We start from the raw sequence: 19,584 nt of genomic DNA on the forward strand, positions 1-19,584 counted from the left end.
CCAGAACCGCCATCTGCCATGTCTGTGAACTGTCAGCAGTCCTCCTGACACCCCCTGTCACGGTTTCGCGATCAACCGATGTCTCCACACCAAAGGAGACATTGAAATGATCGATCACACCGGTATCCTCGTCGCTGACTGGGCCAAGTCCAAGGCTTTTTACGACGCTGCTTTCGCCCCGCTCGGCTACACCCTCCTGGCTGAAGTGCCGGTGGAATATACCGGCGGCGTCAAGGTTGGCGGCTATGGCAAGGACAAGCCCGATTTCTGGCTGACCGAAAGCCAGGATGTCGGTCCCGGCCGCCACTATGCCTTCGTTGCCAAGTCCACGGCCGAAGTCGACGCTTTCTATGCCGCGGCCATGGCTTCCGGCGGCAAGGACAATGGCGGGCCCGGTCCGCGTCCGCAATACCACGAGCACTATTACGGTGCGTTCGTGATCGATCCCGATGGCAACAATGTCGAGGCGGTATTTCATGGTGGATAGAGAAGCCCATACCGGAGGCTGCCAATGCGGCGCCGTGCGATTCAGGGTGACCCGTTTGGGTCGCCCGTCCATCTGCCATTGCCGCATGTGCCAAAAGGCCTTTGGCGGCTTTTTTGGCCCCCTTGTCACCGCCCATAACGCGGTCTGGACCCGCGGCGAGCCCAAATGGTTCCAGTCCTCCAATGCCGCCCGCCGCGCCTTTTGCGGCGATTGCGGCACCCCACTTGCCTATGAGACGCGCTTCGGGCTGGAACTGGCCATCGGTGCCTTCGACGAACCCACTGTCGCCGCCCCGGAAATCCAGGTGAATCTTCACGATCGCCAGCCCTTCTTTGCCGGCCTCAGCACGCTGCCCGAACGCCATGACGTCAGCGACGAGTGGCGCGATTTCATGGCCGGCATCCATTCCAACCAGCATCCCGATCACGACACGGCCGACTGGCCGCCGCGCGGAGAAGACGATGAGTGAAGCCTGGTCCGGCGGCTGCCAGTGTGGCGCGGTGCGCTATGTGTTCAGCCAGAAGCCGCAAGGCGCCCACATCTGCCATTGCCGCATGTGCCAGAAAGCCTTCGGCGCTTTCTATGCCCCGCTGGTCGGCGGCCCAATGCAAACCTTCACGGTGACGCGCGGCGAAATCGCCCTGTTCCGTTCGTCCGATCAGGTCGAGCGCGGTTTTTGCCGCGATTGCGGTACGCCCCTGAGCTTTGCCTATATTGATGGCGACTGGATGAGCGTCTCCATCGGCTCGCTCGACCATCCAGAAGCCTTCCCGCCTAAGGACCAGCACGGTACCGAAAGCCGCCTGAACTGGGCCAATGGCCTTGGCGCGCTTCCCGATGTCGCGCCGACCGAGGAACGGCATCCCGAAACCGCAGCCTTCATCAAGTCCACCAACCACCAGCATCCCGACCACGACACATCTGTCTGGCCACCCAAGTAAGCATCCGAGTTAGGCCCCCGCCCATGTCCCGTGAACGCCTTTATCTCTTCGACACCACTCTGCGCGATGGTGCCCAGACCGCCGGCATCGAGTTCTCGCTCGAGGACAAGATCGCCATTATCGGCCTGCTCGAGGATCTTGGCGTCGACTATATCGAAGGCGGCTATCCCGGTGCCAATCCGGTCGACACCAGCTTTTTCGAGCGTCGCCGCACGAAAAAGGCTGTGTTCACCGCCTTCGGCATGACCAAGCGGGCAGGGCGCTCCGCTGCCAATGATCCGGGCGTCATGGGCCTCACCCAATCGGCCGCCGACGCCACCTGCTTCGTGGCCAAGGCCTGGGATTATCAGGTCGAGCTGGCGCTGGGCTCGACCACAGACGAGCACCTCGAAGGCATTGCCGACACGGTGCGCACCGCCATCACCGCCGGCAAGGAAGCGCTGATCGACCTCGAACACTTTTTCGATGGCTACAAGGCCAACCCCTCCTATGCACTGGCCTGCGTACAAACCGCTCTTGACGCCGGTGCCCGCTGGGTGGTGCTCTGCGACACCAATGGCGGCACCATGCCGTCTGAAATCCGCGAAATCGTCGGCGCGGTGCTGAAGATCGCTCCGGGCGACCGTCTTGGCATCCACCCGCACGACGATACCGGCCAGGCCGTTGCCAATGCGCTGGCTGCCGTGGAGGCCGGCGTGCGCCAGGTGCAGGGGACGCTCAATGGCCTCGGCGAACGCTGCGGCAATACCAATCTGGTGACGCTGATCCCGACCCTGGTGCTAAAACCCTACTATGCTGAGCGATTCGAAACCGGCATCACGCCCGCGCAGCTGGAGCGTCTGACCCACATTTCCCGTGCCTTCGATGACCGGCTCAATCGTGCGCCCGCTCGACAGGCGCCCTATGTCGGCGCCTCCGCCTTCGCCACCAAGGCCGGCATCCATGCGTCGGCTTTGCTCAAGGATTTTTCCACCTATGAGCATGTGCCGCCCGAAAGCGTCGGCAATGAACGTTCGATCATGGTCAGTCAGCAGGCCGGCAAATCCAATCTGCTCACAGCCCTGGCGCGGCACCACATCACCCTAGAAAAAGACGATCCGCGCCTCGAAAAGCTCCTCGCGACCGTCAAGGAGCGCGAGGCGCGCGGCTATTCCTATGACGGCGCCGACGCGTCCTTTGCGGTGCTGGCGCGGCGGGTGCTCGGCACCTTGCCGAACTTTTTCGATGTCGAGAATTACCGGGCAATGGTCGAGCGGCGCCATAATGCCCAGGGCGAGGAGATCACCGTCACCGAGGCCGTGGTCAAGATCCGCGTGGCCGGCGAACTTCTGATGTCGGTTGCCGAAGGCAATGGTCCGGTCAATGCGCTGGACCTGGCATTGCGCAAGGATCTGGGCATCTATTCGCGCCGCATCGAAGATCTCGAGCTGGTCGATTTCAAGGTGCGTATCCTGGACGGCGGCACGGGCGCGGTCACCCGTGTACTGGTCGAAAGCCGCGATGGCAGCGGCGAGCGCTGGGTCACCATCGGCGTCTCCCCCAATATCATTGATGCCTCGTTTGAAGCTCTGTATGAATCAATCACCTACAAGCTGTTGAAGACTGACGCGGCACAGGATTCGGCGGACTAGCGCAGTAGAAAAATCCATCGGTCCATACGACCGTCTGTTCATCGCCGGGAGGGTAAACTGGCCGACACTGCTCCGAAACGTCCTCTAGCTCTGACTATCGGAGCGGCAGCTGCAACTCTGTTGGTTGTCCTCGGTGTCCTCACCGGTCCGTCCGTCGTTACCTGCTTCAACAGCCCCGACGGCATGGGCCAGTGCCTGCGTGGCAAGATGGTCGATGCCGGCCTCTTCCCGCCGCCGCCCGCTACCGAGATTGCCGAGACCGAAGCGCCGGCCGAACCGGCCGCTGAGACACCGGCCGTTGCACCCGCCCAAGGCGAAGTCACCGAGGCCCCCGCGCTCGACGTCGCCGAGCCGACCCAGACCGCAATGGCGCCTGCCGATGTCGTCGCCGCCACCTTTGGCCTGTTGCGGGCCGAGCCCGATGGCTCCGTCGTCATCGCCGGCAGCGGCACGCCCGGCAGCGAGGTTGAAGTCTATCTCAATGGCTCGCTTCTCGGCCGCGCCACCGTCGAAACTTCGGGCGATTGGGTGCTTGTGCCCGACGCGCCGCTGCCCACCGGCGGCGTCGAAATTACCCTCGGCGAAAAGGGCAAGACCGGCCAGTCTCCGGATTCCTTCGTTGTCGTCATCCACGACGACAAGACCACCCAGCCGCTTGTGGTTGCCAGCGCACCCGGCCAGGCCAGTGAAATTCTCCAGGGCCTGATCCGCACGCCGGAACAGCCCATCGAGACCGCAATGGCTCCGCTTGCCACGCCGGCTGCGCCCGCTGCAACACCGCCAGTCGCGACCCCGCCGGCCAGCGAGCCGGCGGCACCCGCGAGCGAGCCCGCCGCTGCACCCACCACAGAAACGCCTGCTCCGCCGGCCGCCGGCACGCCGGTCCAGACCGCTATTGCCGCGCCGCCTGCTGCGCCGCCTGAGGCTGCCGCAGCAACGCCGACCCCGGCCGTTGCCGCGCCGGAAAGCACTGCGCCTGCCGCTCCCGCAGAGCAAGCTGCGCCGACGCCTGAACCTGCAACGCCGGCAGCGACCGAAACCGCTGCCGCCACGCCGCAGCTGGAACCGGAGCCGGAATCTGCCCCCGCCGCCACCACCACCGAGGTGGCGCCCCAGACGGCCGCGGTCGCGCCGCAGCCGGAAGTTGCGCCTCCTGTCGCGCCACCAGCATTGGCCGACACCGTTACCACCATCGACGCCATCGAAATCGAAGGTGCGCGCACCTTCTTCGCAGGCGGCGGTCCCAATGGCGGCATCATCCGGCTCTATGTCGATGATGTGCATATTGCCGATGCCGTCGTCGACAATGGCCGCTGGCTGGTCGAAGCCGGTTCGGTGCTGAGCAAGCCGAGCCAGCGCATCCGTGCAGACCTGCTGCAGCCCGGCTCCGCCACCGTGCTGTCGCGCGCCGAGGTGGATTTCGTGGTCCAACTGCCCGAAACCGAGCAGCCGTCCATTGCCGTCGCCGACGCCCCTGTGGCGCCTGCTGCGCCCGCGCCCCAACCCGCAGCCACTGCGCCCGCTGCCGCGCCGGCCGAAGCGCCAGCGAGCGGCGAAGCCACTGCCGCGCCGGCCCAATCGGCATCGGCCGTGCCGACGCAGCCCGCGCTGTCAGCGCCCGCTGCCCCGGCCTCCAGCCAGCAGGAGCCAGCGGTGCCTCCGCCAGAAGTTCCGGCGACGGCACCGTCTGTACAGCAGGCCCCTGCCGCCGCGCCCGCGGCAGCCACGCCGGCGGCACAGCCCGCGCTAGCAGCGCCGCAGCCTGAAACGGCTCCGGCCGCACCGCCGGCCGAGCCTGCCAGTGCTCCGCCCGCTCCGTCGTCGCCTGCCACCGCATCCGAGCCTGCGCCTGCAACGGCAGCGCCGGTCCCTGCCGCCCAGCCGCAACCGGCTGTGCCCACTCTGGTGGCGGTGTCGGTCGGCGATCCCGACGCCCAGCGCTTCGCCGCCGGCAAGGCCATCATTCGTCGCGGCGACAATCTCTGGACCATCGCCCGCCGTGTCTATGGCGAAGGCATCAAGTACACCACGATCTACGAGGCCAATACCGGCCAGATCCGCGATCCGCATCGCATCTATCCAGGCCAGGTGTTCGATCTGCCCACCGGCCAGTAACCCAGCAAAAAAACGGCGCCGCGAGGCGCCGTTTCTCCATTGGGATTGACCTTGCGGCCAATCCTCCCCATCTTCTATCGTAATTATGCGATCAACTGGCCCCCTAGAGATGCGCGACGACGACATTGCCACCATCATGAGAGCTTTTGGCCACCCGGTCCGGCTCAATATTCTGCGCATCCTTGCCACCCAGCAGCAGGGTCAGTGCTGTTGCGCCGACGTGACCGAATCCCTGCCTCTGGCCCAGTCCACCGTCTCTCAGCACATCAAGGTGCTGCTCGATGCCGGGCTGATCGAGCGCAAGCCGCATGGCACGCGCAATCGCTATTGTATCCGCCATGACCGGCTGTCCGAACTGGGCGTCGCCTTTGGCGGCCTGCTCCAGGGTCTGACGCCGCTCGCGGTCCCCCAGGAAGCGGAACTGGCCTGATGTCTCAGAACAATGCTGAAAAGAAGCCGTCCGTCAGCGCGGACGAGGGCTCGGTATTCGCTACCGTTCGCAATCTCTGGGCCTATATGTGGCCGGCCGACCGGGCCGATCTGAAGCTCCGCGTCATCCTCGCCATTGCGGCGCTGCTGGCCAGCAAGGTGGCCACCACGCTCGTGCCCTTCGCCTATAAGGGCATCATCGATAGCCTCGACGGTTCCGGCGCCAATGGCGCACTGATCCTGGGTCTGGCTGTGCCGATCGCGCTTGTCATCGCCTATGCGCTGGGCAACGTCATCGATGCCGGCTTCCAGCAATTGCGCGACGTGCTCTTCGCCAGTGTTGGTCAGCATGCGGTGCGCAAGCTGGCGCTCGAAACCTTCCACCACATGCATCGCCTCTCGCTGCGCTTCCATCTGCAGCGGCGTACCGGTGGCCTTTCCCGTGTTATCGAGCGCGGCACCAAGGGCATCGAGACGGTCGTCCGTTTCGCCATGCTCAATATCGCCCCCACCATCGTCGAATTCGTCGTCGTCGCCATCATTTTCGTCTGGCTCTTCGGCGTCAGCTATCTCGGCGTTCTAGTGGTGATGATTTGGGCCTATCTCTATTTCACCATCAAGGCCTCGAACTGGCGCATCGCCATCCGTCGGGACATGAACAATTCCGACACCGATGCCAATGGCAAGGCTATCGACAGCCTGCTCAATTTCGAGACCGTGAAATACTTCGCCAATGAGAAGATGGAGGCGGAGCGCTACGACGCATCCATGGCCGGCTATGAGCGCTCGGCCATCCGCATCTGGACCTCGCTCGGCTTCCTCAATTTCGGCCAGGCGGTCATCTTCTATGGCGGTTTCCTGATCATCTCGATCATGGCCATCGTCGGGGTCATGAATAAGACGCTTACCCTCGGCGACTTCGTGCTGCTCAACACCTTCCTGATGCAGATCTACCGGCCACTCAACTTCATCGGTTTTGTCTATCGCGAACTTCGGCAGGGCCTCACCGATATCGAAGAGATGTTCAAGCTGCTCGATCAGGACCCGGAAATCGTCGACAAGCCCGAAGCCAGGCCGCTTTCCGTTTCCGGCCCGGTCATCCGCTTTGAGAATGTTACCTTCCACTATGACCCCGATCGCCCCATCCTCAAGGGCGTCAGCTTCGAGGTGCCGGCCGGCAAGACCGTTGCCATTGTCGGCCCGACCGGGGCCGGCAAGTCCACCATTTCGCGCCTGCTGTTCCGCTTCTATGACGTCACAGGTGGCCGCATCACCATTGACGGTCAGGACCTTCGCGACGTGACGCAGGAGAGCCTGCGCTCGGCCATCGGCATGGTCCCGCAGGACACCGTGCTGTTCAATGACACCATCGGCTACAATATCCAGTACGGCCGCCCCGGCGCCTCCATGGATGAGGTGCGCGAGGCAGCACGCATGGCCCAGGTCGGCGATTTCATCGATGCGCTGCCCAAGGGCTACGATACGCCCGTCGGCGAGCGTGGCCTGAAACTTTCTGGTGGCGAGAAACAGCGCGTGGCAATCGCCCGCACCATCCTCAAGTCGCCCTCCATCCTCATTCTCGACGAGGCCACCTCGGCGCTCGACACCAAGACCGAGCGCGATATCCAGCAGGCTCTCGACGAGGTCTCGCGCAATCGCACTACTGTGGTCATCGCCCACCGGCTGTCCACCGTCGTCAATGCCGACGAAATCCTGGTTCTGCGCGAGGGCCTGGTGGCCGAACGCGGCAATCACTATGAGCTTCTGGCGCAGGACGGCCTCTACGCCCAGATGTGGAACCGCCAGCGCGAGGCCACTGAAGCGGAAGAACTCCTCGCCCGCACCCAGAACGACCCAGACGGCTTCGTCCGCCGCGGCACGCCGGCAGCGGAGTAGACAAAGCGCTGAGTTCAACAGCGGGTCATTCCCGCGAAAGCGGTAATCTATCTGCCTTTTTAGTTCCCCGCTTTCGCGGGGACAACTCAGTAGGGTAGATAAGTCGGATCGCGAAGCTATGCTGCCCCCATGAACTCTATCGCTCTCCGCCCTGCCACCATCGACGAAAAGCCCGTCATCGCCAACCTCATCCAGCTTTACCTCCACGACATGACCGAGTTCATGCCGTTCCCGGTGGGCGCGGATGGCCGCTACGAATACGGTTTTCTCGACCGCTTCTGGCAACATCCCTATTTCATCATGTTGGGCGAAGAGATTGCCGGCTTCGCGCTGGTGATAGAGGAATGCCCGCTCACTGGCCGCAGTCCCTGCAACTTCATGGCCGAGTTCTTCGTGCTGAAAGCTTATCGCAGGCAGGGCGCTGGCAAGGCCGCCCTTGACTTAGCTCTCGCCGCACATATCGGAGACTGGCATATCGCCGTGCCGCATGCCAACAAGGCCGCCCAGACGTTTTGGCGTCAAGCCTTAGTCAGTCGCCGACCTAAGTCCCGAGATATCCATTTCGATGACGACGATTGGCGGCTGTATGCGTTCGAAACTGGCCAAATCAGGTCTTAAGTGGCGCTGAATGCTCTCGCAGCCAAGCTTCCAGTATATCCTTGCGGAACGTTCCAGCTTCAAGGTTTGAGTAGATAAAATCTATCCACTCCTGCTCAGAGCCGGTTGGCTCCAAGCCGTTGGCTGCGAGAAAAATGATCGTACAGGCGAAACCAACCCGCTTATTGCCGTCAATGAAGCCATGGTTCATGGCCAGACTTTCCCAAAGCGCCGACGCTTCCTCTACAAGATCGGAATAATAGCCTGTCTGAGGTCGGAGCAACGCGGATTCAATCAATCCTGCGTCTCGCACGCCCGCGGCCCCGCCATATTCACGAATTTGCTCTTCATGAATCCACAGCACGTCATCCAAGGTGAGATAGATGCGAGAAGACATAGGCTATTTTGCCAGTGCCTCGTAAACCTTGCCCCAGCGAGAAAGGCTATTTTTATGCAGTTTTTGCACCAAGGGGTTGACGCGCGGTTGGATATTGGCGGCCTGTAAAGCAGCATACTGCTCCGGCGATAACATCACCCCGACATCGCGGCCATTTTTCTGCACACGCACAGGTTCCACCTTCGCCATTTCCAGCATCTGGCCAAACTTGTTTTTCGCTTCGGTTGCCGACATCGTACCCATAGTTGGCTCCTTTAGCTGAATTAGCTAATCATGAACTTAGCTATTTTAGTTATAAAAGCAAGAGGCCCGCATGTGCGGGCCTCTTGCACATTTGACAATTGCTGTACGTCTACTCCGCCGCATCCCTGCGACTGACCACCGTCACGCCATTGGCTTCCTTTTCCACCAGCCCCGCCTCCTTGGAGACGATATAGCGCTTGGCGCCATCGGCTTCCTCGGGCACTTCCACGGCCATGCCGTCGAAACCGGCAGGGGCCGCCATGGCCGGCTTGCGGCGGAAGGGGCTGGCGATCAGCCCGCCCAGCGCCGCAAAGAGCCCGCCCAGCCACCTGATCTGCTTCCACATCACGGTAGGCGCGGTGATCATCACCGGCACCATGATCAGCGTCAGCGCCGTCGAGAAGAACAGGCCCGATACCAGCGCCGCCGACAGATGGATGAACCACGACCCTGCAAGACCGCCAATGACGATCTCGCGGCGGATGAAGTCGAACTCCACATTCGCCCACATCGGGATCACGCCCAGCGCCGTGAGGAAGGCGGTGAGCAGCACCGGCCGCACGCGCTGGCTCACGGTCAAGAGCATAGCCTTGACCGCCTCCACCTGTTGATGGCGGTGATAGTCGTTATAGGTGTCGATCAACACGATGCCGTTCTTCACCACGATACCCGCCAACGCCACGATGCCGAGACCGGTCATGATGGCCGAGAAGGTCATCCCGGTGATCAGCATGCCCAAAAGCACGCCGGCCACCGACATGATCACCGTCGAGAGCGTCACCATCACCTGGTAGAAGCTGTTGTACTCGAGCAGCAGGATGAAGAAGATCAACGCCATAGCCATGCCGAAGGCCTGGACAATGAATGCGTTGGCATCGCCCATCTGCTCCTCGGCGCCGCCGAAGGTCACCTTCACGCGTTCTGGGAAGCCCTGCTCGCCGATCCAGGTCTGCAGTTCCTTCACCTTGTCGGCGGCATAGACGCCCTCGGGCAGGTTCACGAGGCCCGCAGCCACGTTCATCGTATAGACCTGGTTGCGACGCTGGATGGTCGCCACCTTCGGTACGGCCTTGCGCTCGATGAAGTTGCTGACCGGGATCAGCCCCTGTGCCGTGGCGATACGCATGGAGTCGAGCGCGTCGAAGGTCCGCTCGTCCTTGGGCAGCCGCACCCGGATATCCAGCTCGTCGCCGGTTTCCGCGTCACGATAGGTGCCCAGTTTCACGCCGGAGGTGATCAGCTGCACATAGGGCGCCAGTTCGCGCACGCCGATGCCATATTTGCCGGCCTCAACACGGTCGATGGTGATCTGCCAGTCGATGCCGGGGGAGGGGCGACCGTCTTCGAGGTCGACCACTTCCGGCCAGCTGGCGAGATGGTTGCGGATCGCGGTGACCGCCGGAACCAGGTCGTCATAGCTGGTGCTTTCGACCCGCATATTGATGTCCTTGCCAGCAGGCGGACCGTTCTCCGCCGCCAGCACCTGGATGTCGAGACCGGCAAAGCCGGCCACGCGCTGGCGGATTTCGGCGAAGATCGTCTCGGCCGGCACGCGATGGTTCCAGTTGGTCAGCTGCAGCTGGAAATTGCCGATCGTGTCGGGCGGTGTGGTGCCGAACGCGCCGGTCGAGCCGAACTGCATGATCACGTCCTGCACGCCCGGAACCTGGATCAGCTGATCTTCGATCTCCACCAGCATGTCGCGGATTTCTTCGGGCGAGTAGTTGCCACGCCCGACCACGGCCACCGTCGCGAATTCCGGTTCGGACGCCGGGAAGGCTTCGGTGCCGGTCGGATTGGCGGCATAGGTGGCAAAGATGACCGCGATAATGCCGAAACCCACCGCCAGCGTCGGCAACGGCCAATGCAGCAGCTTGTCCATGACGCGAACATAGAGCCCGGTCAGGCCGCCGACTTTTTTGACGTCGAACTTGTCGGGATACATGACGATATCGGCCTTGGCCTTCGCCTTCTCGTCCACATGGGTCGAGGCGATCACCGAGCCGATCACCGGCATGAAGATCAGGGCCGAGATGAAGGAGGCGATCATGACGATGATCACGATCATCGGCAGATAGCTCATGAACTTGCCGATGATACCCGGCCAGAACAGCAGCGGCACGAAGGCGCCCAGCGTCGTGGCCGTCGCGCCCACCACGGGCACGAACATCTTGCGCATGGCCATGATGAAGGCTTCCTTCTTCGGAACGCCTTCCATCAGCTTTCGCTCGGCATATTCGACCACCACGACGGGGTCGTCCACAAGGACGCCTACCGCGATCACCAGTCCGAACATCACCATCATGTTGATGGTCATGCCCAGCATATCGGCGACGAGGAAGGCCATCATGAACGACAGCGGAATGGAAAGGCCGATCATCAGGGCAGGGCGCACGCCGAGCGTCGCCACGCAGGTGATCAGCACCAGCGCCACGGCCGTCAGCACCGCCGCTTCCAGCGAACGGAACAGGCTGGTCGTGGTTTCGGCCTGGTCGAGGAAGAACGAGTAGGTCACCCCGCTCGGCCAGTCCTTGGCCACTTCCTCGGTGGTCGCGCGGACCTTGTCCGACACGTCGATGATGTTGGTGCCGAGCTTCTTGGAAATGCCCAGGATCAGGGCAGGAGAGCCATTGACCTGGGTATATTCGGTCGCGTCGGCCAGCGTGCGCGTGATGGTCGCCACATCGCCGAAGGTGACGATGGTATTGCCATCGGTTTTCAGCGGCAGCGCATAGACGTCCTCGGCCGTGGTGATAAGCCCCGGCACCTCGATGTTGAACGAGCCCTGTCCGGTGTTGATCGTGCCGCCGGGCACGACCATGTTGTTGCGGGCCAGCGCGTCGAACAGCTGTCCGGCGGTCAGGCCATAGGTTTCGAGGCGCAGCAGGTCGACACGGACTTCCAGCTGCTCCTTGCGCGAGCCGGAGAGCTTGGCTTCGCGCACTTCGCCGATGCCTTCGAGTGCGTCCTGCAGCTGCTTGGCGCGGCGCACCATTTCCTTCTCCGGCGCCGAACCATATATGGCCACCGAAATGATCGGCTGGCCCACCAGGTCGATTTCGTTGACGCTGGGATCGGTGGCGTCGTCCGGCAGTTTGGCCTTGACCGCGTCCATCTTGGCGCGGGTGTCGGCCAGCGCCTTGTCCTTGTCGGTATTGATGTCGAATTCGAGGAACACCGAGGCATGCCCGGTGGTCGAGGTGGAGCTGATATTCTGCAGCCCCGGCAGGTTAGCCAGCTCTTCTTCCGCCGGCTTGGCCAGGAGGTTTTCTGCGTCGCGGGGCGACACGCCGGTCTGGCTGATCGAGACGTAGAGATAAGGCACGTCGATGGCCGGGAAACTCTCCTTGGGCATCGACACATAGGCTGCGGTGCCAGCGGTCAGCAGCAGCACCATGACCGTCAGGACGACTCGCGGCATCCTGAGTATTTTTTCGATGAAATCGAGCATGTCTGCGTCCCTCAGCCGGCCGTGGTTTCGGTCTTCTCAGCCGTCGGGCTGGCATCGACATGCTGCCCGGCAGTGACGTTTTCCTGACCCACCGTGATCACATCGGCGGAGATCGGCAGCCCGGTCACCCAGACGCCGTCACGCGTGTCACTGACGATCTGGATCGGGTAGAAGGCGACAACGCCGTTTTCGACGGTGCGCACGCCCAATACGCCTTCATCGTCCAGCGTCAGGACAGATTGCGGCAGCAGCTGGCCTGGCGCGGTGCCGATCTTGACCACGGCCTGCGCGGTGACGCCGTCGCGGATCGAGTAATCGGCATTGGGCAGCTCGATTTCGGCCGGGAAAGCACGCGTGGCGTTGTCGGCGACCGAAGAAATATAGGTCACCTTGCCCTCGACGGTCTGGCCGGTCACCGTGGTGACAGACGCCGCCAGGCCCAGCTTGGCGAGACCGATATGGGCCTCGGGGACCATGCCGGTGAACACGATGGGGTTGAGCTGCACGATGGTGGCGCAGGGCTGGCCGGCCGCGAGCATGGCGCCGGCATCGGCCAGCGGGCTTTGCACGAGACCCGCCACCTTGGCGACGATTTCGGTACGATCCAGCTCGGCCTTGGCATTGTCGAGCCCGGCCTGGGCCTGGGAAACTCCGGCCTTGGCCTGGGCCAGGGCGACCTCGACCGACTGCGCGGTATTGGCAGCGGCAAGGCCGCGCGAGCGCAGGTCGGTGTTGGTATCGTAATTGAGCTGTGCCTGGGCCAGCGCCGCCTGTGCAGTGGCGAGGCCGGCCTCGGCCTGCGCCACGGCGGCGGCGCGCGTGCCCTGGTCAAGCGTGCACAGCTTGTCGCCGACATTGACCTGCTGGCCGCGCGTCACATGAACGACGTCGATAGTGCCGGCGGTCTCGGCAACGGCGGTGACGGTAGCCTTGGCCTGGGTCCGGCCGCGCAGCGGCACTTCGATCGGCATGGGCTTGGCGACAAAGGTCTGCACCCGCACGCTCTGCAACGGTGCCGCGGCGCCGGTCGTGGCTTCATTGCGCTGAGCAATGGTCAGCGTGGGGTCGACCTCGGGCTTGTGATGTTCGGCCAGCACACCGGCATCGCCGAGCGCGGTGGCAAGCGGGCCGTGCTCTTCGCCTTCGAGCACCGAAACGATCGGCTTTTCTCCCTTACCCGGGCCCTGTCCGCCCTGAACCAGAGTGCCGGTCGCCAGCCATCCGCCCGCCATCAGCAGGATCATGAAGGCAAGGCCATAAGAAAACAGTGCGCGCATTATTGGTCTTGCCCCTTATTCCGCGGCGTTCTTGGCAGGTTCGGCCTGCGCCAGATCGATTAGTTTGTGCATATGGGTACGCATATAGGCCATGGCAACGTCCCCGATGGCTCGGCCGAAATCGATGATCCACTCATCGGCGGCCGTGCACTCCATGTCCTCGGTAGCGGTCTCGAGTTTGGACCAGCGGTCCTCCTGGCGTTTCAGGAACTCGTTGCAGCGCTGCTCCACCAGGTCGCGCGGCAGGATATGTGCGAAGCGGGCGAACAGCAGGAACGGGCTGCGGAACACGTCCTCGGCCAGCGGCCCGGACAGCTGCTCGGCAAAGGCCTGGCGGCCCGCCTCGGTAATAGTATAGACGCGTCGCGCCGGCTTGCCGTCCTGCGGCACCAGCTGGCTGGTCACCGAGCCCTCTTCCTCGAGCTTGGCCAAGGCAGGATAGATCGACCCGTAGCTCGCCTCCACGAAATAGGCGAACTCCTCGTCCGTGCACATGCGGCGGATATCGTAACCGCTGGCATCCCCGTTATAGAGGATGGACAGGCAAAGGGTTTTGACGTTCATGCACCCGTTCCAGGCATATTATGGGCCGATATATGCTTGCCCTATATATTCTGGTCCGGAATATAGCAACCGGGTGCGTGGCGGCGAGTGCGCAGGTCAGTTAAGCATTGATTGCATGGGCGCCGTCTAGTCCAGCAATCTGCGCATTTCTGCCGCAGCCTGTTGCGCCAGGTCCAGGCTGGCGGCCGCGACGAAATAGGGGTTGAGGAACTTTAGCGATCCCTTCCCATAGGCCATCGGTGCACCATCCAGCGTCACCACGGCCCCACCGGCTGCTTCAAGCACAGCCTGGCCCGCAGCGGTATCCCATTCGCAAGTCGGCGTAAACCGGGGGTAAAGCTGCGCCTCGCCCCGCGCCAATAGGCAGAACTTCAGCGACGAGCCTACCGACAGATCCGCCTCGACATCCAGCGTCCGGCACAACTGTTCCAGCGCGGCATGGCCATGTGAGCGGCTGGCGACGATTTTCGGCCTTGGCCGCGCGGCGACGCCGATAGGCCGACGCTCGGTGACCACGCCATCCACAATCTTGCCTGACCAGGCGCCGCCTTCATCGCCCACGAAAATCTCGCCCGTCGTCGGCGCCAGCACCACGCCCATGATGGGCCGGCCATGCTGCACCAGCCCGATATTGACGGTGAATTCGCCGTTGCGCTTGATGAATTCCTTGGTCCCGTCCAGCGGATCAACCACGAAATACAGGTCGCCCAGTGTCGGCACGATCCCCGCCGCCACACTCTCTTCACCCAGCATCGGAATGCCCGTGGCTTCGAGATGCGCGATGATGACGTCTTCTGCTGCCCGGTCCGCCTCGGTCACCGGCGAGCCATCGTCCTTGCTGATCACCTGGATCGGCCTGTGATAGATCGTGCAGATGGTCTCGGCCGCTTCGATCGCCGCCGCAATGGCGATGTCGGTAAGCGATGGGGCAGGGGTGGCCATGGCGCTCACGTCGCCGCCCCAATAGAAACGTCGAGCCCCAGATCGAGCGGCTTGGCGCCCATGGTGATCTGGCTGGTGGAGATATAGTCGACCCCGGTCTCCGCGATGGAGCGCACGCGATCGAGTTTTACCCCGCCAGAGGCCTCGAGCTTTGCCCGCCCGGCCGTGATTGCCACTGCCTGCGCCAGCAATTGATTGTCCATATTGTCGAGCATGATCACGCGCGCGCCCGCCGCCAGCGCCTCTTCCAGCTCAGCCAGCGTCGTCACTTCGATCTCGATGGCCACAAGATGCCCGGCAAAGGCCTCGGCTGCCCTGTAGGCAGCGGTGACGCTGCCGGCCACCGCGATATGGTTATCCTTGATCAGGATGGCGTCGTTGAGCGCATAGCGGTGGTTGGACCCGCCGCCACAACGCACCGCATATTTTTCGAACGCGCGCAGCCCCGGTGTGGTCTTACGCGTATCGCAAATGCGGGCTTTTGTGCCGTCAATCGCATCGGCATAGGTCCGGGTCAGGGTCGAAATGCCGCTGAGATGATTGAGGAAATTGAGCGCCACCCGCTCGCCCGACATCACCAGCCGTGCCGGTCCGGAAACCTCGGCCACCAAGCCGCCCACGGCGATGCGGTCGCCATCGTTGAGGCGCGGCGTGAAGCTGACGCCATCGCCCACCAGGCGAAACGCTGCTGCCGCCAGATCCAGCCCGGCAATCACTCCCGCTTCGCGAGCAGAGATTGTCGCCGTTGCCCAGGCATCCGGCGCCAACGTTGCCTGGCTGGTGAGGTCCCCCGCCAGCCCCAGATCTTCCTCCAGCGCCGCTGTAACGGCACGCTCGACCAAGAGGCGGGGCAGTTGAGCGGCAAAGGCGATCATGGGGCAGGGCACCAACAGGGAAAAGCTGAGGCTGATTTACGCGCCGCCACCGCCTGAGGCAACCATAGTGGAGAGTTCGCTTTTGCCCCAATTGCCGCTAGCGCAGCAAACTCTGCCCCCCATCGATCCAGACCGGGCTGCCGGTAACGTGCCGCGCCCCATCCGAAACGAGGAAGGTGATGACATCGGCCACGTCGCGGGCCTGGCCGCTTTCGCCATCGGTCAGCGGGATGTCGCCATCGGGAAACTCCACCGCGATGCCGGCTTTATCGCTGTTGCGGTGCTCGGTATTGTCATCGATATCGCTTTCAATTGCGCCGGGGCAGACGGCATTGATGCGGATATTGCGCTTGCCCAGCTCCAGCGACAGCTGCTGCACCATGGCCAGTTGTCCCGCTTTCGTTGCCGAATAGGCCGTGGCACCCGGCGAGGTGAACGTGCGCGTGCCGTTGATCGAGGAGACTACGACGATCGCCCCGCCACCGGCCCGTTCCAACGCCGGCACAGCGTGATGGATGGTAAGGTATGTGCCCTTGAGATTGACCGTCATAGTCTGGTCCCACTCTTCGGGCGTCAATTCGTCGATAGGCGCCCACACCCCGTTGATCCCGGCATTGGCCACCACGATATCGAGCCGGCCATGCTCGGCCTCGATCTTGGCGATCAGCTCGCCCATCCCCGCATCGTCGGTGATATCGGCGGTCGCCGCCGCGGCCTTGCCGCCCTGTTGAACGATCTCGGCCGCGGTGGCTTCGACTTCTTCGGCCGTGCGGCTCATCGCCACCACTGTCGCGCCCGCTTCCGCCAGCGCAAGGGCCGTCGCCTTGCCGATGCCCGATCCGGCGCCGGTTACCAGCGCCACCTTGTTCGTCAGTCCTGCCATTATCGGTTCTCCATGCTGCCCAGGGGCAACGCGAAGAACCGGCAAAGGTTGTCGGCGAGGAGCGCTTAGTAGCCCGGTCCGCCGTGATCTGTGGTGATGATCGAGCGCGTCAGGCTGCCATTGGCGGGATAGAGCGGGATCAGGCAGGCCTGCAGGGCATGATAGATGTCCGGCTTGCCCACGAAGAGCCGCGAGGTCGGCGTCAGGTCTTCCTTGAGCTCGCTGATCCAGCCACCGCGCACATGGTCGATCACGTGATTCTCGGCAAAATCCCAGAGTTTGCGATACCAGTGCTGGAAATACTCGTCATGGTCATAGGCCCCGATATAGGCCGCCGCACCAATCGCCTCGGCCACCGGCCACCACAGCTTTTCGCGCATGATCGGCTGGTTGTTCCAGTCGAGCGTATAGAAGAAGCCGCCATGCACCTTGTCCCAGCCGAGATCGACGGCGTTGCGGAACAGGCCGCGTGCGGCCTCGGTCATCCAGCCATGCTCCTTGTGCCCGAGCACAAAAAGCTGGAACAGGAGGCGCGACCATTCCAGCGCGTGGCCCGGCGTGGTGCCCGATGGGCGGAACATTTCCGAGCCCACAAAGTCCTTGTCGAGGCTCCAGTCCTCGTGAAAATGCTCGGCGACGCGATGCTCGAGCTTGACCGCGTTGCGGCGGATGATCAGGTCGGCAATCTTGGTTGCCTTCTTGATATACTCCTCCTTGCCGGTGGCTTCGAACGCGGCCATCAGCGCCTCGGTCAGATGCATGTTGGAGTTCTGGCCGCGATAGGTGCTCACCTGGCTCCAGTCATTGCCGAATTCCTCGCGCACTGCGCCGATCTTCTTGTCCCAGAAGCGGGTGTCGATCACCTCGGTTACGTCAGCGATCAACTGGTCGGCCAGCGGATGGCCCACCAGCTTGGCGCTGGCGCCGGCCAGCAGCACGAAAGCATGGCCATAGGCCTGCTTGCTGGCATCGACATAGTTGCCGTCATCCAGCGACCACACATAGCCGCCATGGTGCTGGTCGCGGTGCTTTTCCCACAGATAGCGCATGCCATGATCGACGATCTCGTCCGATCCGGGCCGCCCCAGCAGGCTGCCGATGACGGCGCAATGGATCATGCGGGTGGTGACATGGATCTGCCGCACCGCATTGTCCGGATTCAGCGGCTCGCCATCGTCGCTGAGTTCGTAAAACCCGCCCTTGGGGTTGATCGAGGCCGCCTCGAAGAAGTCGAACAGCCGATTGGCCTGCTCCATCAGATACTGCCGATGAAACGGCCGGATCTGCCAGGCGCCGGCATTGGTCTTGGGCAGGGAAAATTTGGCGTCGCTCATCGGGGCTCCCATCCGGCCATGCGGCCCGGCACTAATCTCCCGAGCCTTCTACCCAAACCCCGGCAACGTTGCAATTTTGCCGTGCTTGTGTCGAGGCCGTTAGCCTCGCGCGTACCAGGCCTCCACCCGCTTGACCTCTTCAGACGAGCCGAGAATAACCGGGATGCGCTGATGAATGCCGGTGGGCACCACCTCCAGCAGGCTCTCCCGCCCGGTGGTCGCGCGTCCACCCGCGCCCTCGATCAGCCAGGCCATGGGATTGGCTTCATAGAGCAGCCGCAGCCTGCCGCCCTTGGCGCGGGTCTCGCTGTCGAGCGGATAGAGGAAAATGCCGCCACGCATCAGGATGCGATGAACATCGGCCACCATCGATCCCACCCAGCGCATATTGTAACGCTTGCCGGCGGGCCCCGTTTCTCCCGCGACGTTCTCGCGCACATAGCCAGTGGTCGCCGCGTCCCAGAACCGGTCGCGCGCCGTGTTGATGGCATATTCGGCTGTGCTGTCCGGCACGCTGGTCTTGGCTTGGGTGAGAACCCATTGGTCCGCATCATCGAGTGTGAACACCGCCACATCGCCCGAAATGCGCAGCACCAGATTGATCGCCGGGCCATAGGCGATATAGCCCGCCGCCAGTTGCGCCCGTCCCGGCTGCAGCAAGCCGCCAGCCACGCCGAGCACCGAAAAAATCGTGCCCACGGTGACGTTTACGTCGAGGTTCGAAGACCCGTCCAGCGGGTCGGTGGCGACGATGAACCGGCCTTGATTCGCCATCTCAACCGCTTCATCCATCTCTTCCGAGATCAGAATCCCCACGGCAGGATTTTGCCCTAACTGATTCAAAACAATGTCGTTTGAGATGACGTCGAGCGCCTTTTGCGCCTCGCCCTGCACATTGACCGCGCCGACCACCCCGATCTGACCCTTGATTGCCGCCTGACGCAGCACCGAGGCGATTTCCACACCCGATGCGGCCATGGAAACAATGACGCTGCCGAGATCGGCGTCGTCGGTTTGGGCGCGCAGCCAGTCAAGCAGAGTGGTCATGAGGAGCATCCTTTCGATGCCCCACTGTCCCCAACCGCCCCGATCAGACAAGGCAGACTTTCGGTTAGCATGGCGCGCCGGGCGTCTGGCCGCAGGCGCGGTGCGATCGGGCGCAGGCCTTAAAAGGCGCCGAAATGGACGGTGATGGCCAAGGTCAGAACCATGGCAGCGACCAGAGCCGCGTAAGACACAAGCTGAGAAACCTTCGGCATGCATGCCCCCGGAATGATGTCGATACAAACACTACCAGATCAATCGAGTTTAACAAGGGGTAAACATTCTTGCCCTTGGTGGCCGAGGAAACGCTTTGCTCGCCAAAATGGCTGCACCGAAAACTCATGCCCATTTTATCAATCGCGCCTTCCTGAAAAAGCATGCGCTCCCCAAAGCGGTAATGCCTCGACAAGGGACTTGTCCCCAACCGCATAGCGCAAGTCAGGCCTTCCGTGGTGATGCCGACGGGGGAAGGAAGTCG

At 62.9% G+C, this 19,584-nt stretch carries 18 protein-coding genes; 8 read left to right on the forward strand and 10 right to left on the reverse strand.

Features of this window, described 5'->3' with window-relative positions; genetic code table 11:
- Positions 1-106 precede the first annotated feature (106 nt).
- From BGO80_RS16340 to BGO80_RS16375, 8 genes are all read left to right on the forward strand, one after another.
- Positions 107-487: a VOC family protein gene (locus BGO80_RS16340; RefSeq protein ID WP_286722328.1), complete on the forward strand. Its 381-nt coding sequence runs from the start codon at positions 107-109 to the stop codon at positions 485-487.
- Complete coding sequence (locus BGO80_RS16345; protein WP_126150741.1) at positions 477-956, forward strand: GFA family protein; 480 nt, start codon at positions 477-479, stop codon at positions 954-956. Before BGO80_RS16340 ends, BGO80_RS16345 begins: the two co-directional genes overlap by 11 nt.
- Positions 949-1,428 carry a GFA family protein gene (locus tag BGO80_RS16350; RefSeq protein ID WP_126150740.1) on the forward strand — a complete coding sequence of 160 codons (480 nt, stop codon included), beginning with the start codon at positions 949-951 and terminating at the stop codon, positions 1,426-1,428. The genes BGO80_RS16345 and BGO80_RS16350 overlap by 8 nt, the downstream gene beginning before the upstream one ends.
- A 23-nt stretch (positions 1,429-1,451) precedes the next feature.
- Positions 1,452-3,059: a citramalate synthase gene (gene cimA, locus BGO80_RS16355; protein ID WP_286722330.1), complete on the forward strand. Its 1,608-nt coding sequence runs from the start codon at positions 1,452-1,454 to the stop codon at positions 3,057-3,059.
- 120 nt (positions 3,060-3,179) lie between these two features.
- Entirely contained in the window at positions 3,180-5,174 is a 1,995-nt protein-coding gene (locus tag BGO80_RS16360) for a LysM peptidoglycan-binding domain-containing protein (protein WP_286722331.1), read from the forward strand.
- Between the two features lie 109 nt (positions 5,175-5,283).
- A complete protein-coding gene (locus tag BGO80_RS16365) occupies positions 5,284-5,604 on the forward strand; it encodes an ArsR/SmtB family transcription factor (protein WP_286722332.1) in 321 nt (106 codons plus the stop codon).
- The gene (locus BGO80_RS16370) at positions 5,604-7,499 is read left to right on the forward strand and encodes an ABCB family ABC transporter ATP-binding protein/permease (RefSeq protein ID WP_286722333.1); all 1,896 of its coding nucleotides are present in this window, start codon (positions 5,604-5,606) and stop codon (positions 7,497-7,499) included. The genes BGO80_RS16365 and BGO80_RS16370 overlap by 1 nt, the downstream gene beginning before the upstream one ends.
- 129 nt (positions 7,500-7,628) lie before the next feature.
- Positions 7,629-8,117 (forward strand): GNAT family N-acetyltransferase, encoded by a 489-nt coding sequence (locus BGO80_RS16375; RefSeq protein ID WP_286722335.1) that lies wholly within the window; start codon positions 7,629-7,631, stop codon positions 8,115-8,117.
- Here the strand turns inward: BGO80_RS16375 and BGO80_RS16380 are convergent.
- From BGO80_RS16380 to BGO80_RS16425, 10 genes are all read right to left on the reverse strand, one after another.
- Complete coding sequence (locus BGO80_RS16380; protein ID WP_286722337.1) at positions 8,107-8,493, reverse strand: type II toxin-antitoxin system death-on-curing family toxin; 387 nt, start codon at positions 8,491-8,493, stop codon at positions 8,107-8,109. The genes BGO80_RS16375 and BGO80_RS16380 overlap by 11 nt on opposite strands.
- A gap of 3 nt (positions 8,494-8,496) precedes the next feature.
- Positions 8,497-8,736, reverse strand: a complete 240-nt coding sequence (locus BGO80_RS16385; RefSeq protein ID WP_286722339.1) for a type II toxin-antitoxin system Phd/YefM family antitoxin — start codon at positions 8,734-8,736, stop codon at positions 8,497-8,499.
- Between the two features lie 109 nt (positions 8,737-8,845).
- Entirely contained in the window at positions 8,846-12,187 is a 3,342-nt protein-coding gene (locus BGO80_RS16390; RefSeq protein ID WP_286722341.1) for an efflux RND transporter permease subunit, read from the reverse strand.
- 11 nt (positions 12,188-12,198) lie between these two features.
- Positions 12,199-13,464, reverse strand: a complete 1,266-nt coding sequence (locus tag BGO80_RS16395) for an efflux RND transporter periplasmic adaptor subunit (protein WP_286722343.1) — start codon at positions 13,462-13,464, stop codon at positions 12,199-12,201.
- A gap of 15 nt (positions 13,465-13,479) precedes the next feature.
- Positions 13,480-14,028 (reverse strand): PadR family transcriptional regulator, encoded by a 549-nt coding sequence (locus BGO80_RS16400; RefSeq protein ID WP_286722345.1) that lies wholly within the window; start codon positions 14,026-14,028, stop codon positions 13,480-13,482.
- Between the two features lie 126 nt (positions 14,029-14,154).
- Positions 14,155-14,970, reverse strand: coding sequence for a 3'(2'),5'-bisphosphate nucleotidase CysQ (gene cysQ, locus BGO80_RS16405; protein ID WP_286722347.1), 816 nt, complete (start codon positions 14,968-14,970; stop codon positions 14,155-14,157).
- 5 nt (positions 14,971-14,975) lie between these two features.
- On the reverse strand, positions 14,976-15,845 hold the full coding sequence (nadC, locus tag BGO80_RS16410) for a carboxylating nicotinate-nucleotide diphosphorylase (protein WP_286722348.1): 870 nt from the start codon (positions 15,843-15,845) through the stop codon (positions 14,976-14,978).
- Between the two features lie 97 nt (positions 15,846-15,942).
- Positions 15,943-16,728 (reverse strand): SDR family oxidoreductase, encoded by a 786-nt coding sequence (locus BGO80_RS16415; protein ID WP_286722349.1) that lies wholly within the window; start codon positions 16,726-16,728, stop codon positions 15,943-15,945.
- Positions 16,729-16,793: 65 nt separating this feature from the next.
- Positions 16,794-18,062 (reverse strand): AGE family epimerase/isomerase, encoded by a 1,269-nt coding sequence (locus tag BGO80_RS16420; RefSeq protein ID WP_286722350.1) that lies wholly within the window; start codon positions 18,060-18,062, stop codon positions 16,794-16,796.
- Positions 18,063-18,161: 99 nt separating this feature from the next.
- Positions 18,162-19,109, reverse strand: a complete 948-nt coding sequence (locus tag BGO80_RS16425; protein ID WP_286722351.1) for a class 1 fructose-bisphosphatase — start codon at positions 19,107-19,109, stop codon at positions 18,162-18,164.
- Positions 19,110-19,584 lie beyond the last annotated feature (475 nt).

The sequence above is a fragment of the Devosia sp. 63-57 genome (genome assembly GCF_001899045.1).
Classification (GTDB): Bacteria; Pseudomonadota; Alphaproteobacteria; order Rhizobiales; family Devosiaceae; genus Devosia; species Devosia equisanguinis.

Bases quoted from the DNA above. Each gene is read 5' to 3' on its own strand.
- BGO80_RS16380 (WP_286722337.1), bottom strand. From the start codon at position 8,493: ATGTCTTCTCGCATCTATCTCACCTTGGATGACGTGCTGTGGATTCAT.
- cimA (WP_286722330.1), top strand. From the start codon at position 1,452: ATGTCCCGTGAACGCCTTTATCTCTTCGACACCACTCTGCGCGATGGT.
- BGO80_RS16345 (WP_126150741.1), top strand. From the start codon at position 477: ATGGTGGATAGAGAAGCCCATACCGGAGGCTGCCAATGCGGCGCCGTG.
- BGO80_RS16365 (WP_286722332.1), top strand. From the start codon at position 5,284: ATGCGCGACGACGACATTGCCACCATCATGAGAGCTTTTGGCCACCCG.
- BGO80_RS16420 (WP_286722350.1), bottom strand. From the start codon at position 18,062: ATGAGCGACGCCAAATTTTCCCTGCCCAAGACCAATGCCGGCGCCTGG.
- BGO80_RS16415 (WP_286722349.1), bottom strand. From the start codon at position 16,728: ATGGCAGGACTGACGAACAAGGTGGCGCTGGTAACCGGCGCCGGATCG.
- BGO80_RS16400 (WP_286722345.1), bottom strand. From the start codon at position 14,028: ATGAACGTCAAAACCCTTTGCCTGTCCATCCTCTATAACGGGGATGCC.
- nadC (WP_286722348.1), bottom strand. From the start codon at position 15,845: ATGATCGCCTTTGCCGCTCAACTGCCCCGCCTCTTGGTCGAGCGTGCC.
- BGO80_RS16385 (WP_286722339.1), bottom strand. From the start codon at position 8,736: ATGGGTACGATGTCGGCAACCGAAGCGAAAAACAAGTTTGGCCAGATG.
- BGO80_RS16375 (WP_286722335.1), top strand. From the start codon at position 7,629: ATGAACTCTATCGCTCTCCGCCCTGCCACCATCGACGAAAAGCCCGTC.
- BGO80_RS16425 (WP_286722351.1), bottom strand. From the start codon at position 19,109: ATGACCACTCTGCTTGACTGGCTGCGCGCCCAAACCGACGACGCCGAT.
- BGO80_RS16370 (WP_286722333.1), top strand. From the start codon at position 5,604: ATGTCTCAGAACAATGCTGAAAAGAAGCCGTCCGTCAGCGCGGACGAG.
- BGO80_RS16350 (WP_126150740.1), top strand. From the start codon at position 949: ATGAGTGAAGCCTGGTCCGGCGGCTGCCAGTGTGGCGCGGTGCGCTAT.
- BGO80_RS16390 (WP_286722341.1), bottom strand. From the start codon at position 12,187: ATGCTCGATTTCATCGAAAAAATACTCAGGATGCCGCGAGTCGTCCTG.
- cysQ (WP_286722347.1), bottom strand. From the start codon at position 14,970: ATGGCCACCCCTGCCCCATCGCTTACCGACATCGCCATTGCGGCGGCG.
- BGO80_RS16340 (WP_286722328.1), top strand. From the start codon at position 107: ATGATCGATCACACCGGTATCCTCGTCGCTGACTGGGCCAAGTCCAAG.
- BGO80_RS16395 (WP_286722343.1), bottom strand. From the start codon at position 13,464: ATGCGCGCACTGTTTTCTTATGGCCTTGCCTTCATGATCCTGCTGATG.